Source organism: Nocardia sp. NPDC006630 (assembly GCF_040611495.1).
In the GTDB taxonomy this organism is placed as follows: domain Bacteria; phylum Actinomycetota; class Actinomycetes; order Mycobacteriales; family Mycobacteriaceae; genus Nocardia.
Map to the genome: position 1 here is coordinate 294500 of NZ_JBEXOK010000007.1, position 15128 is coordinate 309627.

Here is a 15128-nt window from a genome sequence, read left to right on the forward strand (position 1 = left end):
TCATGCCCTCACCGATGAGGGCGCCTTCCTGCTCAGTGGTACTTCAGACGCATTCTTAATAACGTAACATGGTACTATGTAATAGTGAGAGTCGATCTGCAGCTGGACGGGCGGCCCGGCGAGATATCCGCTCGCGCAACCGAACTGGTGGCCTGCGGGGCCGACGGCCTGTTCACCTTCGAGGGTGCGCACGATGCCTTCCTCCCGCTCGCACTGGCCGCGGGCGCGGTCCGAACGGACCTGATGACCAATGTCGCCATCGCCCTGCCGCGCAGTCCGCTGCATCTGGCGCACGCGGCCTATGACCTGCACCTGCTCAGCGGCGGCCGGTTTCGATTGGGTCTGGGTTCGCAGACCCGGCCGCATATCGAAAAGCGTTACGGCGGAACATGGTCGCGGCCCGCGGCGCGGATGCGGGAGGTGGTGCTGGCGGTCAAGGCGATTCTCGCGGCCTGGCAGACCGGCGACCCGCTGCGTTTCGAGGGGGAGTTCACCCGGCACACCCTCATGCCGCCGACCTTCGACCCCGGCCCGAATCCCTATGGGCTGCCGGAGATCTGCCTCGGTGCGCTCGGCCCGATCATGACCCGCGTCGCCGCGGAGGTCGCGGACGGGCTGCTGGTCATGCCGTTCAACAGCGCCCGCCACTTCGCCGAACGCACTCGGCCTGCCATCGAGGAGGGGCTGGCGCGCGCCGGTCGTACCGCCGCGGACCTGGCGATCTACCCGCAGGTGGTGGTGGCGACCGGCCGCACCCGCGGCGAATTGGAAGCCGCTGCCCAGGGTGCGCGGCGACTGCTCGCGTTCTACGGTTCGACTCCGGCGTATCGCCCGGTCCTGGATGTGGAGGGCTGGGGTGAGCTGCAACCGGAATTGCGCGATCTCGCCAAGTGTGGCCAGATCGCCGCGATGACCGAACTCATCGACCACGGCATGCTCGAAACCTTGGCCGTCTATGGCACGCCCGAACAGTGCGCAACCGCGATCGTCGAGCGATTCGGGGCCTACGCCGACCGAATCTGCTGCTATTTCCCGGGATACGACGTATCGGCCGCACATGTGGCGGACCTGATCACCGCACTGCAGGCCGGCGTATGAGCGACCTGCTTGTCGAAATAGCCGGTGGGGTAGCGGTTTTGACCCTGAACCGGCCGGCGCGGCGCAATGCCTTCACCAGTGCGATGGGCCGCGCCCTCGGGCAGGCCTACCGGGAACTCGATGCCGATGACTCGGTGCGCGTACTGGTCTTGACCGGCGCCGCACCGGCATTCTGCGCCGGCGCCGATCTCTCCGGCGGCGGGGACACCTTCGGAAGTCCGGACAGCGCGGCGTTTTCCGCCTCGCCGGTCGATCCGCCCGCGTACGCATTGCGCAAGCCGGTGATCGCCGCGGTCAACGGTCATGCCATCGGTATCGGCATGACCCTGGCCATGCAGGCCGATATCCGCATTGTCGCCGCTGACGCCCGATATGCCATTCCGCAGGTCCGGCTCGGAGTCCTGCCCGATGCCACGGCGCACTGGACCGTGGCCCGGGTGGCGGGCATGGCCGTGGCCGCGGACATTCTGCTGTCCGGCCGGACCTTCGACGGTGCCGAGGCCTGTCGCCTCGGACTGGCCTCGCGCTGCCTGCCCGCCGCCGACGTGCTCCCCGCCGCGCTGGAAACGGCCCGGGACATGGCAGTCAATACCGCGCCCATGTCCGCGGCACTGTGCAAAAGACTGCTGTGGGACACCGCGATTCACGGCTATCACCCGAGTTATGTGGCGGAGCTCGAAACCGAGCTGCACCTGCGGGTGATGGGCCGCCCCGACGCCGCCGAAGGCGTACACGCACTCCTGGAACACCGCGATCCGGTCTGGTCGGCGCGGCTGTCGGCCGAATGGAAGGACCTTCCCGATTCATGAACACCTCTCCCGACTTCGGTGGCGTGCCCAGAACCTCTCTCGACGGAGCGGTGCGAACCACCGATGAGGTGCTCGACGGGGTGGACCTAACCGGGCGCACCGCCCTGGTGACCGGGGCGACCAGCGGGCTCGGCGCCGAGACCGCCCGTGCGCTGGCCGCGGCCGGGGCCACCGTTGTGCTCGCCGCCCGCGATTTCGATGCCGCGGTCTCGCGCGCCTGCTGGATCCGCAAGTTGCACCCGAAAGCCGATCTGGATGTCATCGGCCTGGACCTGACCGACCTGAAGAGCGTGCGCGCCGCCGCGGGAATTCTGGCATTCCGGCGCTCGGGACTGGATCTGCTGATCAATAACGCCGGGGTGATGTATACACCGCTCACCAGGACCGCGCGTGGCCTCGAAATCCAGTTCGCCACCAACCATCTCGGGCATTTCCTGCTCACCACCGAACTGCTCCCACTCTTGGCCGCCACCGGCGCCCGGACCGGCATCCCGGCCCGTGTGATCACACTGTCCTCCGACGCGCACCGCGGTTACCCGATCGATCTGGACGATCTGCAATTCTTCCAGCGGCCCTACGACAAGTTCGCCGCCTACGCGCAATCGAAGGCGGCGAACGTGCTGATGACCGTCGAGTTGCAGCGGCGTATGGCGGACGCTCCGGTCGCCGCCTACGCCGTGCACCCGGGAATCGCGATTACGGGACTGGCGCGCTTCATGTCTCGCGACGACTTCGACCGAATGCGACAACTCACCGTCCGCATTCCGGGGCGACTGGCCAATCCGAAATCCCTGGAGCAGGCCGCCTCGACCTCGGTATGGGCCGCCACCGCAATGGAATTGGATCGGCACCGTGGCGCCTACCTCGCCGACTGCGGCATCGGAAAAGCTGCCGGGCACGCCGCCGACCCGGAAACCGCACACGAGCTCTGGGAACTGTCCACCCGGCTGGTCGCGCAGCGCTGACGGCGAAAGCGGCAGCAGCACAATCTGATTCATACTGTAGTAGCCCGGAGGTGAATCACCTCCGGGCCATACCTATTCAGTTTGCGATGTGATCAGAACGCGGTACCGCCGGTGGCGGGTGTGCGCCCGGACTTCATGATCAACGCGCCGATCAGCGCGATCGCCGAGGTGGCCACTACGAAGTAGAAGCTGAGCTCATATCCTCTGTCGGAGAACAACAGTGGGACATTCTGAGTCACTGTGGGCGCCCCTGTCACCGACACCACCGCCTTGACCGGATTCGCGTTCAAGAATGCGGTCGCCACCGAGATACCGATGCCCGCACCCATGGCCTGCATGACGCCGAGCATGCCCGCGCTGATGCCCTGCTGTTCCGCGGGCACCGCCTCCACTATGAGGTTCGGCATGGTGGCGTAGTACATGGCGAAGCCGGTGCCCATGACGGCGCCGAGCAGTGCCATCGTCACCCAGCCGTGTCCGAGTGCGGCATAACCGAAACCGGTGACGACGAACACCGCCAGTGCGACCACCAGTGGCCGGCGCCCGCCGACGCGGCGCACCCACAATCCACCCAGGAAGCCGAACAGCATGGAGATCAGCGACTGCGGCAGCGTGACATGGGTGGCGAACTTCATCAGGCTGAAGCCGTTGCCGTAGCTGTATCCCGGATCCAGCTTGACCTGCACCATATCCGGTGGAAGCTGTTCCAGCACTGCGGCTTCCGGGACCTTCACCGCACCCGGCGGCAGTGTGACACCGGGCGGAAGCGAGGCCTGTGCCTGTGCCTCGGCCTGTTTCTGCGCCTGTGCGAGCGCCTGTGTCTTCACCTGCTCATAGGTCGCCGCCTTGGCCTGCGCGACCACCTCGGACGAGGGCGGCGACTGAATCATGTAGCTGGGCCCGTAGGACTGGACTCCGATCATCAGTGAACCCAGCAGCGCGATGAACAGCACCACGCTCACGCGCGGGGTGAACAGCAGCTTCATATCCATGATCGGCTGGCGCGCACGCATTTCCACGATCGGGAAGAGCGCCAGCAGCACCAGACCGCCGATCAGCCAGGCCAGGGTGGCCGGCCTCAGCCAACCCCAGTCCTGTCCCTTGTCCAGATAGATGAGCGTGAGGGTGGCGCCCGCGCCGAGCAGGACCACGCCGAGCACGTCGAGTCGCTGCGGGGTCCGCAATCTGCTCTCCGGCACCACGAGGATCAGCAGCGGAATCATGATCAGGGTGAAGACGAACAGGAACCAGAACATCCCGCGCCAGCTGTAGTGATCGGTGATGTAACCGCCGACCAGCGGGCCGATCAGCGCGGAGATGCCCAGACCGGTCGAGGCGATGCCCAGGCCGACCGGAACCAGCTTGCGCGGCATCAGGTCTCGAATGAGGCCGTAGGACACCACCGTGGTCGCGATGGCGGTCGCCTCGAGGCCGCGGCCGAGCAGGAACAGTCCCCAGTTGCTGGTGACGGCGCAGATGACGGTGCCGATCAGGAACAGCACGCCGCACACCAGGAACAGCTTCTTCTTGCCGTAGATATCGCTGAGCTTGCCGATCAGCGGGGACACCGCGGCGCCGATGACGCCGAAAACGATGATGGCCCAATTGATATTGGCGCCTTCACTGGGGAACGACGGCGCGATCTGCCGCAGCGCCGCCGCGACCATCACGTACTGCATGGGGGAGATCTCGGTGAACAGCACGATGATGGCGAGAACCGAATAGATCCTCAGTTTGGATGCACCGTCGAGCCGAGCGGAATCGTCGAGTTCGGGGCTCGGAGGCACCGCATTGTCGAGCGAGGTGGACATAAAGCGTCCTCCAGAAGGGGGTGGGTAACACGTCGGCGTGAAACGTGTCATATCCCTGACCTGGCCTGCTGCGGGTGATTCCACTCAGCGGGACTCGGGAATGCGGGCTTCTTTGAAATATGACTGTTCGGAATAGAACTGGACATGAATAGCGCAGCTCGGAGCCGGAAAGTATCACGGCCGTGTTGACGGTCCGCACTCTCGCGGATGTGGCGGTCAGGGGATCAGTACGAGCTTGCCGGGTGCGTGGCCGGCGATGCCGACCTCGTGGGCTTTCGCGGCCTGGTCGAGGGGGAAGGTGGTGTCGACGAGGATGCGCAATGTGCCGGAGGCGGCTCGCTCGATCAGATCACCGCGGGCGGCGGCGCGGAGTTCGGTGCCCGCGTCCTGTCCCGGGCCGTAGCCGAGCACCTTGATGCCGGCTTCGGCGCGTCGTGGTGATCCGGCGATCGAGGCGATGCGGGTGCGGTCGGGCACCAGTTCCAGTGAGACGTCGAGTGCCTCGTCGGTACCGGCGAAGTCGACTGCGGCGGTGATGCCCTGCGGCGCAGCGGATTTCACCCGGTCGGCGAGACCGGGGCCGTAGACGACCGGGCTGGCTCCGAGTTCGCGCAGCAGTGCGTGGTTGCGTTCGGCGGCGGTGGCGATCACCGTCGCACCCGCGGCGGCGGCCAGCTGGACGGCCATCAGGCCGACCCCGCCTGCGCCGCCGTGGACGAGCACCGTGTCACCGGCACCCACGCCGGCGGCGTGCAGCGCGTGGACGGCGGTGGTACCGGTGAGCATCACCGATCCGGCTCGGGCCCAATCGATTTCGGCGGGCTTGGCGAAGATCGAGGTGGCCGGAGCCGTGACGTAGTCCGCGTAGGCGGCTGTCACCGGGTACACGATGACCTCGTCTCCGACCTGCACGCCGGTGACATCCGCACCGACCTCGGTGACGACGCCCGCGCATTCCAGGCCGAGCGAGGGCATCGAGGCGGCGATTCCGGCGGCATCCTTGTGGTCCTCGTCCACGGTGTGGAACGCGCCGCTGTAGAGCTTCCAGTCGATTGGATTGACCCCTGCGGCCCGGACTTCTACGACCACCTCGCCGGCGGCCGCGCGCGGAGTCGGCACCTCGATCACGGTGAGCACATCGGGTGTTCCATAGGTGCTCGGACGCACGATTCTGGGCATGGTTGAACTCCTGTCTGATGGGTTGCGGTCGGCACTGCCCGTAGTGGGTGGCGGGACCCTCGGTTGTCTCGTCGAGAGCGAGACTTCCTGAGAATCAGTATTGACCCGCCGGGCCATGACCTGCAGCGCAACATCAGCAAGGAATAGTTGCGTGGAACGCAACTTCAGAAAGTGCTGGAGGATTCGTGCCCGGCCTGGCCGGCCGGGCCGTGCTGGAACTCCGGTTACTGCATCGATCCTGCGTGGCAGGCCAGCAGTGCATCACGCGATGATTCGGTCGGCCAATTGACACCCGGGTCGAAGGTCCACTGCGAGATGGGTCCGACGGACTTCCAGTACAGTCCGCCGCCCTCCGCAATGGCCTCGAACGTGTATTGCACACCCATGACCAGCTGATCGCCGACGCAATCGTCGTCGTAATCGGTGCCGGGCTGGCGCGCGCCGGCGCTGAACAGTCCCGCCGGATTCGAGTCGGCGCCCGGAGTGGGCACGGTGCTCGGCTGGCTCGTCGCCTGTCCCTGGACCCAGCGCGGACCCGCGGCATCGGTGGTGCACGTGAAGTTCGAACCGCCCGCGACGACCGTCTCGCCCTGCGGGTGGGCGGCGCTCGCCCACAGGCAGTCGGCCGGCGCGGCGGTGGCGGTGGCCGTCGCGGTCAGGCCCAGGCCTCCGGCGGTCAGTGCGAGCGCGGTGAGCAGGGGCAGTGTTCTCATGATCGACATATCTCGCGATTCCATCCAGCGCAACGAATGTTCCTTATGGGCAGGGCGTTCAGTTGCCCGCGTTGCCTGCTTGCCACTGCTGCCACGGGACTTCCCAGTCACCGTACGTGTCCCACACCGGAAGTGTCGGGCCGCCGGAGTTGGTGATCTCCACGACATCGCCGATGCCGAAGTGGTCGAAGAACCACTGGGCATTGGCGGGCGCGAGATTGACACAGCCGTGCGAAACATTGCTACTGCCCTGCTGGCCGACCGACCAGGGGGCGGAGTGGACGAATTCGCCGTCGTTGGAGATCCGCTCGTCCAGGGCCACGGTCTCCTTGTAGTAGCCGGACTGACCTGCGCAGACGCCGTAGGTGCAGGAGTCCATGACGATCGAGGGCTGTTTGTCGGAGATGACGTGCGGGCCCTCGTGCGAGGGGAAGCCGGGGGAGCCGAGGCTCATCGGCATCTGATTCACCTGCTGGCCGTTGTCGAAGATGGTCAGCTGCTCGGTATTTCCGTCGGCCTTGGCGACCCACGCGTCATGAACGGTGTAGTCCGCGCTGTTGTCCTCCGCACCGAATACGCCGTCGCCCAGGTCGACCCCGAGCACATCGGCCTCGATATGGATCTTGGTGCCCGGCTGCCAGTAGTTGGCGGCGCGGTAGTGCACGTCCTTGTCGTCGACCCAGTACCAGGCGCCCGGCTGATCGGGAGTGACGGTCACCTTCAGATGTTTTTGCACCTCAGCCTTATTGGCGACGGCCTGGGTGAACTGGAACACCATCGGCTGGCCGACACCGATCCCGGTATTGCTCACCACATCGGGCGCCGGAACGACGTTGGCGTAGGCCGTTTTCGCGGGAGTGATGGTGGTGACCGTCGCCGTGCTGTCGCTCGTCACGTCGACGCTGTTGGCGGCCTTCGTTGTCACGAGGTAGCTCGCGCCGTATCCGAGCGGGTCCTTCGATGTCCAGCTCCGCCGGTCCTGCGCGAGATCACCGGCGATGGCCTTGCCATCGGCCGTATTGGTGACGGTCACGCTGATCAGCAGTCCATCGGTCGCATTCACCACGATCGGTGCGGACGGGTTGACCGGGCCGTGGTCGGCCGCGGGGACATCGACCTTCGCCGGGGCCGTGATCGCGGACCCCGTCGGGGTGGATGTGCTCGAGTTGGAGCTGCTGCACGCGCCGATAAGTATGGCGACCGCCGCCAATGCAGTCGACATCACCAGCAGTGATCTGCGCCCGCGCATGTCCGTCATCGTCTCCACCTTGTACGCCGCCGAAATTCGCGAACAATCCTCAACCGGCAGATGCCGACCCCAATCACGGTAGGCCACAGTCTCTCCGGCTACCACACGAGGTTTGGGCCCGTCTGCCGTTTCTGCTGGTCACAGCCCGGTAATGGCCCTCGGAGTCGATTGGCGTGATCGAGTCCGGGCGGGGACGTCGTGCGTGTCGCTGCCTTTTCGAGGGGGATGCGGAGTATTGATGAAGGGCATGAGCGAACCCGTTTGCGGTCCATCGGCTCTGATCTCGACATCACCGGCCGGCCGTCAGCAATTGCTGAACGAGGCGGCTTCCCACCACCGCGCAGCATGCGCTGTCATCGGCAGAGACGTCGACCTCTACTCCGAGCTCGAACTCCAGGTGATTCTGTTCGACGAGCTGGAGCTGTCCCCGACCCCCGATCTCATGACCGACACCGGCTCGCTGCGGCGCCTGCGCGAGCACAACACCCAGCCATTCCTGGAACATCTGCTCGCCTACCGTGAAACCATGGGCGCACTGGGAGATCTCGGATAGGAAGTCGGCTTCCCAAGGGCCGCAGTGGTTTCGGCGCAGCACGCGAGCTGAGATGCCGGGCGGATGGCAGCCGGATCGCGCGGGTCAGGTATGCGACATTTCGGGCGGCACTGACGGCCCGAAGCGTGGCCGGGGGGACCTGATCACCGCCAGGTACCGTTGGGCGGTGAACCCAGCTGATGCACGACTCCTCAAAGACGGCGATCTCGAGACCCGCAAGGACAACCTGCGGCTCCTGCTCGCGCGGGCTGCTGAGGGCGACGCATCCGCCAAGGAAGTACTGCGTGCGCTGGTGCGCGACTATCGCGACTACCACCTGGCGCTCTACAGCCTGGCGCTGAACCGGGCGGAAGTTTTCGGCGACGACAGTCTGAAGGCGCCGCTGCTCGAGTCCCTGTCCGACACTCGATACAACTGCCAGGCCTGGGCGGCGATGGGCTGCGCGGCGCTCGGCTTCCACGACGCGGTTCCCGGCTTGGTCGCAATGCTGGACCACCCGCAGGAGATCGCTCGCGAGCAAGCGGTGATCGCCCTGGGCGCGCTCGGGGACGAATCCGTCGTCCCCGCACTCATTCCCGGACTGAGTGACTCGATCGCAGGCATGCGCGAACGCACCGCCGAATCCCTCGGCATGATCGGCGGCGAGGCCGCCCTCGCCGCCCTATGGGACGAATTCGAGAACCGCCGCTACTACCGCATCGGCTATATCTCCAGTGCACTGGCCACTTTCACCCCCGACGTCATCCCGAGGCTGTGCGAAGCGGCCGCCAGCGACGACCCGGACCAGCGCTACTGGGCAGCAGTCGCCCTCGGTTCAACCGGCGACGACCGTGCCGTACCAACCCTGGAACGGCTCATGGCCCACGACCGCGGCTCAACAGTCTTCGACGGCATGGTCAGCGTCGCCGCGAAAAAAGGCCTCCGCACCCTACGCCGAATCCAAGCCGCAATCGCAGCCCGCGCCGCCAGTTAGGCAGCATTCCCGAGCTCCGTGCGCGGCGCCTCGGAAGGTCAACGGACAGTACGTCATACAGCTGCCGGCAGTGCGTGCTCGCGTTGATGATCGTGGATTGTGCGGATAGCGCGGAACCGGCCTGAGTGGTCAAAGATCGCCCTGGAGCGGCATATTTCACCGTGCTGGTGAACTTTGCGACCGCTCAGGCCGCCGCAGTCCCCGTATCCGTCTCTCCTGCAACCGAAATAACGCCCACCAGGAACTGATGGCGGCATTCTTCGAGATGACCCACCACCAGTTCCTGGTCGGCCCTGGGCAATTCACCGATAGCGGCGCATGCGATTTCGGCAGGGGATCGCCGTTCTCGAAGGATCGCGCGGCTGGTGGCAGGATGCGGGGGTGGGTGATTATTTCGAGAGAATTGTGGACCTTGATGTGACCTCGGCCGATGCGGCCGCGCTTGCCGAGGGCATGGTGGATTGGATGGTGTCGCGGCGATGGCTGCTTCGCGAGACCTCGCGCGATGCGATGTACAGCCTCCATGCCGAAGAGGGCTATGTGCCGGGCCCTGACTGGCCGCAGATTACCCAGGAATGGGGTGCCGACTGGATCCCCGGCCCCGTAGCCGTCATTGTCGGACGCCACGCCCACTACCCCGGCCAGGGCGGCATCGAACCGGCCTCCGCAACCTGCCCCGGTTGCCAGGTCACCACCGTGATCATCGACTACCCGCAACAATGGGAAGCCGATCCCGCTGTGTGGCAACCATTCTCGGACGCAATCGACACCTGGGAACAAACAGGCACCGGCGCGGCACTCTGCCCCGCCTGCACCACCCCGAGCCCCATCACCACCTGGCAATGGGCAGACGACTTCGCCCTGGGCACCCTCGCCTTCGACTTCTGGGGCTGGCCACCCCTCTCCGACGACTTCATCGCCGAATTCGCTGCGCAACTGGGACACCGAATCGAACACCACACCGGCAAGTTCTGAACCGAACTCGCTCGTGTCAACGGTTACAGCAAGGCCGAGGTGCTCGGCTCCCTCGGGTCACGTTTGCCCGAGCCGACATCGTCCATGCGGAGATCATCGATCTGCCTGGCGGCCTGTGGAGCACGATAGGCGTGACGTGGCGACCGAAACGCGGATGGCTGCTGGCCCTGAATGCGGGTCCCGCATTGCGATTACGTTCGAGCAGCGGTCGCCGCTTCACCGTCTCGATGAGAGATCCCGCCGCAGCGCTGTGGGCAATGGGCATCGCTCCTGCCAGGACTTCAACGCGCGGTTGGGGTTTCGGGCGGTAGGGTGCGAGGTGTGGAGGATTTGGCGGATGCGGAGCGCAGGTTGCAGGCGGCGCAGGTTGCCGGGGATGTTGGGGCGCTGGAGGGGTTGCTGGATGATCGGCTGATTTTCACGTTCGGGGCGGGGGTTTATACCAAGGCGGATGATCTGGAGATGCATCGCACTCGGGCGCAGGTGGTGACGAGGATGGTGGAGGAGGAACTCACCGTGCTTGTTGATGGGAGTGCCGGTGTGACTTGGTTTCTCGGCTCGGTCGAGGGGACTGTGGGCGGGGCGCCGTTCGCGGCGAGGATGCGGTATACACGCACCTGGCTGCACGATGACACGCGTGGGTGGCGGATTATTGCCGCGCATGCAAGTACGGTTGAATGACGGTTCGATACGGCTGATCAGAATCGGCCGAAGAGCCAGGCGCCGGGTTTGTCGGGGGTTGGGTCCAGGCAGAACTGGCGGATGGCGGTGATCAGCTCGTCGGTGGTGATCGTGCCGGAGTTGTCGATGTCCAGGCGGTCGAAGAGGACTGTTGCTTCGGCGGGGGAGTGTTCGCAGCCGATGAGCAGGGCGATCAGTTCGTCTCGATCCAGTACGCCGTTGCGGTCGGTATCGGCCAGGTCGATGACGGATTGCGCCAGCGGGGTGATGCTTCGATCGAATTCTTCATTGTCCCAATGTGTTTCGAGCCAGGACTGGAACTCGGACGGGGTGATGCGCCCGTCACCGTCGGCATCCGCCATGGCCGCCATCGATCGCCAGAGGGCGCGGTAACCCGCTCGCACGGCCGTCGCTTTGGGTGAGCCCACGGCTTCGCCGAACGCCTGCACCAACCGCAACCCGAACGCCTCGTAGTCATCGGCCATCAGGTACCCATCGCCGGTGATGTCGAGCAAACCGAATCCGCTTCGGGCGCTTCCTGTTTCGGATGCACCCGCAGCCGTCGTGGCGGTCATGAGCGTGCCGACCCAGTCGAGCATTTCCGGTGCGGCGGACAACATGCCCGTGTGGTCGGCTCCTGTGCAGGTCGTCAGTTGGATGTCGGTTCCCGCACTGCGTATCGCGGCGGCAAACCGCGTGACAGCCTCCATGGGCAGCACATCATCGGCGGTCCCGGCGGCCAGCATCACCGGTCGATCGAATCGTGCGGACGGAACCCGGCAGGCGCTGAGCATTTCCTCGACGCCGGGCCGCCCGCTCAGACCGGTGGTGCCGATGTCCTGGTTGGTCAAAACCGCGACCGCATAGTGGATATCGCGGACCGGCGCGTGCTCGGCGAGTTCGAGCAGCCGCTGACCCAGGCCGGTCATGAAGTCCTGGGTGGCCAGGCCGCGGGTCGTTCGAAGCCCGGCCAGCAGGTAGGGCAGAAACAGCGTGACGCCGGCGGTGTCATCGGTGGTCTGCAGGCTGATGATCAAGGGCAGTTCCACCGGCGGAGCCAGCGCCACAGTTCCTCGAAAGTCGAGCTCTGGAGCGTATTTCGTCGCCATCAGCCCGGTGAACAGCGCAGCATGGCCACCCTGGGAGAAGCCGACCGCAACCCAGCGGGGGCTGAGCGGGTGGCCGAGTTGGTGGGCGGCTCGAACGATATCGACAACATCGTCGGCGGCGGCCTCACCGTTGAAATACGGATGCGGCCCGGGGGAGGCCAGGCCCTCGTAGTCGGTGACGGTCACGAGGTATCCGGCTTCGAGCCACAGGGCTACGTGGCGGCTCTCCGGTCGCGACAAACCGGCTATGGACGGAGCGGTTCGGTCCGACAACCCGGTTGTCCCGTGCGCGTAACTGACCACGGGCCAGCCGTCCAGGGGTGGGTCGCCCGCGGGCACGAATACCGATCCGGAGACGATCCGGCCCGAACCGTCGTAGCCGACTCCCTGGTACCAGACGCGATAACCCGCCGCGGTATGGCCGGGCCAGAACGAGGTCGGCAGGTCCTCGCTGCGAACCAGGGTTCCCGCTCGATGCAAAACAGTGTCCTGCAACGGGTTTCCCGCTGTGATCATCGTCCGCTCCGTTTCGTGGCCGGTGCTGTCGGTGCCGAACTGCGGTAACGCGATCTCGGAGGAATTGTAGTGGTGCGACCGACTGGAATCCTCGCGATTCCGACATTCCCGGCGGGTTGCCCGGAACCGGCAATGCGCGCAGGTACCGTCTCTCCGCGACAGCAGACTCGGTTCCTTCGATGCAGGGAGATCGTCGATGTCGTGGGCGTCGATTGCGATGCTGGTACCGGTAGTGACCGTAGGCGGCGGCGTAATGCTCATGCGGCATTCTTTGCGGCATGGTGCACCGGCCGAGCACAACGAGGTCGCGGGAATGGTTTTCCAGACGGTCGGCGCACTGTATGCGGTGCTGCTGGCCTTTGTTGTGGTCAACGAGTGGAATTCCTTGCAGGAGGCGAGGGCCAATACCTTCACCGAGGCGAACGAACTCGGCGCGCTGTACTGGAATACCCGTGCATTGCCGGCGGAAGCCGGACGCGATCTGGAAGCGACCACCAAGCAATACGCGCGAGTGGTCATCGATGACGAATGGCCCGGGCTGGGCCGCGGCGAATACAGCCCCGAGGCCACCGCGCTGGTGTATCGCATGCGCGAGCAGATCAATGCCTTGCCGACCGATACCCCGCAGACGCAGTCGATCTACGAGCATTCACTCTCGACCGTCAATGACCTCGCCTCGGCGCGGCGTGAACGACTCAGTCAGAGTGGCCACAATGTGCCGACCGTGCTGTGGATGGGATTGGCGCTGGGGGCCGCGGTGACCGTCGGATTCACCTTCGTATTCGGACTGCCCAAATTCTGGACGCATCTATTGCTCGGGAGTTCGCTGGCGCTGCTTGTCGTGCTGGTGATGGCACTGATCCAGATGCTCGATCAACCATTCGGCGGCGGTATAGCGGTCGGGCCGGAGGCATTCGAGATCTTCCTGCGCGGCCTGCCTCCGCAACGCTGATTACTGTGCGGCGCCGAACAACAGGTTTCCCGGTGCGCCGGGTTCCTCGCTGGTGAAGTAGTCGCAGAACGCCTCGTCGAGCTCGTCGATGCTCAGCACACCGTCGTTATTGGTATCCAGCCGCAGCGAGACGGCGTGAATATCGGCGGTGTCGACGCGCAGTGCGGTGAGCAGCGAACGCAGCTCGTCGACATTCAGCACCGCATCGCGATCCTGGTCGGCGGCGGCCAGGATCGCGGCGATCGCGGGCAGCACATTCGCGTCGTAATCGGCCGGGTCGGTGGTGAGCCGGGCGAGGGCGTCGACGTACTGGTCGCGCTCGAGCTCGGCGGAGGTGTCGAAGCCGGCTTCGCGGCACAACCCGGCCCAGAATTCGGCGAACGCCGCATGCAATCGCCCGCCGGTGGCGCTGTCGATCGGGCAGCCGAATGCGGCGCAGATCCGGTCCGCTGCCTGGGTGTACTCGGTGCCGGTGACGCGCTGGTCGCCGTCGATATCGAACAGATCGAAGAACCTCGCGAGCTTGGCCCGAACGAGCTCGGAGGTGGGGCGGGACAAGGAGATTCGGTGACCATTCCCGAGGTGGTGGCGCGGTGAGGTGTGCTCCCTGGTTCGAGACCTGATGGTCGCGGTCTTGCGCTCGTCGGTGGCATTCAGGTAATCCAGTGTGCTCTGATAGCCGGCCGTGACCCGGCGGTCGAAGACTTCCAGCTGCTGCTGGACCGTGGTGTAGAGCCCGGTGTCCGGTGGTTCGAGCAGATCCTCTCCGGTCGGCAGCAGATGAACCGTCACCCCCGGCGGGCGCAGGTTGATGACCTGCCCGAGGCGGTGTCGCCGCGAGACCTCGAATACCGTCTGCCCCAATTGCCAAGGCAGACGCGGCACTTTCAACGGCAGCTCTCGCTGTCGCAGTCGCAGCACGTAGATCTCCTTCGCGCCGAAGGAAACCGCCCGGGTGAACGGCACGGTCTCCACCACGCCGCCATCGATGTAGTGCTCGGCCCCGATACGCAATGGCGGCCATAATCCGGGGATGCAGCTCGAGGCCAGCAGTGCCGGGACCAACGGCCCGTAGTCGAAATAGCGTGCGGTGGAACGTTCGATCGAGGCTGCCGCGCACTGGAAGGGCACCGCGAGGTCCTCGATACGGGTGTTCGAACCGACATGCCGCTCGAGTACTTCGCGCAACGCGTCCTGTGTGGCCAGCGCGGGCCGCAGGCGGACCAGGTTCGTCAGCACCGAGCGCAGCGGGACACCCATGACCTTCTTCGTCAGAGCGTCGTGCCAGAACGAGGTCAGGGCCTCGACGGCATTCAGGGTGCGGTCCGCGGCCAGGATCGCACCCTGAATCGACCCGACCGAGGTGCCGACGACGAAGTCCGGGGTAATGCCCTGCTCCAGCAGCGCACGCAACATACCGACCTGGTAGCCGCCCAGCATGCCGCCGCCACCGAGGACAAAGGCGGTGTGTGGCGCCCTCGGGTCTGCTGTGGTGTCCGGGTCTGCCATCGTGGTTCCGGTTCCTTCCTGGATGTCGGTGAAACC

At 65.6% G+C, this 15128-nt stretch carries 14 protein-coding genes; 8 read left to right on the plus strand and 6 right to left on the minus strand.

Features of this window, described 5'->3' with window-relative positions:
* Positions 1-84 precede the first annotated feature (84 nt).
* Genes ABZX86_RS22665 through ABZX86_RS22675 form a run of 3 tightly spaced genes read left to right on the plus strand, consistent with a single transcriptional unit; the run spans position 85 to position 2872 of the window.
* Complete coding sequence (locus ABZX86_RS22665; RefSeq protein ID WP_355126410.1) at positions 85-1098, plus strand: TIGR03617 family F420-dependent LLM class oxidoreductase; 1014 nt, start codon at positions 85-87, stop codon at positions 1096-1098.
* Positions 1095-1907, plus strand: a complete 813-nt coding sequence (locus ABZX86_RS22670) for an enoyl-CoA hydratase-related protein (protein ID WP_355126412.1) — start codon at positions 1095-1097, stop codon at positions 1905-1907. The genes ABZX86_RS22665 and ABZX86_RS22670 overlap by 4 nt, the downstream gene beginning before the upstream one ends.
* On the plus strand, positions 1904-2872 hold the full coding sequence (locus ABZX86_RS22675; RefSeq protein WP_355126414.1) for an SDR family NAD(P)-dependent oxidoreductase: 969 nt from the start codon (positions 1904-1906) through the stop codon (positions 2870-2872). Before ABZX86_RS22670 ends, ABZX86_RS22675 begins: the two co-directional genes overlap by 4 nt.
* A 92-nt stretch (positions 2873-2964) precedes the next feature.
* Here the strand turns inward: ABZX86_RS22675 and ABZX86_RS22680 are convergent, their stop codons facing one another.
* The 4 genes from ABZX86_RS22680 to ABZX86_RS22695 form a co-directional block, all read right to left on the minus strand.
* The gene (locus tag ABZX86_RS22680; RefSeq protein ID WP_355126416.1) at positions 2965-4683 is read right to left on the minus strand and encodes an MFS transporter; all 1719 of its coding nucleotides are present in this window, start codon (positions 4681-4683) and stop codon (positions 2965-2967) included.
* A 216-nt stretch (positions 4684-4899) separates the two neighbouring features.
* Complete coding sequence (locus ABZX86_RS22685) at positions 4900-5862, minus strand: NADP-dependent oxidoreductase (protein WP_355126418.1); 963 nt, start codon at positions 5860-5862, stop codon at positions 4900-4902.
* 224 nt (positions 5863-6086) lie between these two features.
* A complete protein-coding gene (locus ABZX86_RS22690) occupies positions 6087-6584 on the minus strand; it encodes a hypothetical protein (protein ID WP_355126420.1) in 498 nt (165 codons plus the stop codon).
* A gap of 49 nt (positions 6585-6633) precedes the next feature.
* Positions 6634-7833, minus strand: coding sequence for an Ig-like domain-containing protein (locus ABZX86_RS22695; RefSeq protein WP_355126422.1), 1200 nt, complete (start codon positions 7831-7833; stop codon positions 6634-6636).
* Between the two features lie 238 nt (positions 7834-8071).
* Between ABZX86_RS22695 and ABZX86_RS22700 the strand changes: the two genes are divergently transcribed.
* The 4 genes from ABZX86_RS22700 to ABZX86_RS22715 all read left to right on the plus strand — a co-directional run bounded on the left by ABZX86_RS22700 (position 8072) and on the right by ABZX86_RS22715 (position 11006).
* Positions 8072-8377, plus strand: coding sequence for a hypothetical protein (locus ABZX86_RS22700; protein ID WP_355126424.1), 306 nt, complete (start codon positions 8072-8074; stop codon positions 8375-8377).
* 166 nt (positions 8378-8543) lie between these two features.
* Positions 8544-9350, plus strand: a complete 807-nt coding sequence (locus ABZX86_RS22705) for a HEAT repeat domain-containing protein (RefSeq protein ID WP_355126426.1) — start codon at positions 8544-8546, stop codon at positions 9348-9350.
* 381 nt (positions 9351-9731) lie between these two features.
* On the plus strand, positions 9732-10325 hold the full coding sequence (locus ABZX86_RS22710) for a hypothetical protein (protein ID WP_355126428.1): 594 nt from the start codon (positions 9732-9734) through the stop codon (positions 10323-10325).
* Positions 10326-10646: 321 nt separating this feature from the next.
* The gene (locus ABZX86_RS22715) at positions 10647-11006 is read left to right on the plus strand and encodes a nuclear transport factor 2 family protein (RefSeq protein ID WP_355126430.1); all 360 of its coding nucleotides are present in this window, start codon (positions 10647-10649) and stop codon (positions 11004-11006) included.
* A gap of 17 nt (positions 11007-11023) precedes the next feature.
* Here ABZX86_RS22715 and ABZX86_RS22720 read toward each other — a convergent pair whose 3' ends face one another.
* The gene (locus ABZX86_RS22720; RefSeq protein ID WP_355126432.1) at positions 11024-12631 is read right to left on the minus strand and encodes a lipase family protein; all 1608 of its coding nucleotides are present in this window, start codon (positions 12629-12631) and stop codon (positions 11024-11026) included.
* Between the two features lie 196 nt (positions 12632-12827).
* On the opposite strand from ABZX86_RS22720, the gene ABZX86_RS22725 reads away from it, so the two are divergent.
* Complete coding sequence (locus ABZX86_RS22725; protein WP_355126433.1) at positions 12828-13583, plus strand: DUF4239 domain-containing protein; 756 nt, start codon at positions 12828-12830, stop codon at positions 13581-13583.
* Here ABZX86_RS22725 and ABZX86_RS22730 read toward each other — a convergent pair whose 3' ends face one another.
* A complete protein-coding gene (locus tag ABZX86_RS22730; RefSeq protein WP_355126435.1) occupies positions 13584-15092 on the minus strand; it encodes a patatin-like phospholipase family protein in 1509 nt (502 codons plus the stop codon). It lies immediately after the preceding gene.
* Positions 15093-15128 lie beyond the last annotated feature (36 nt).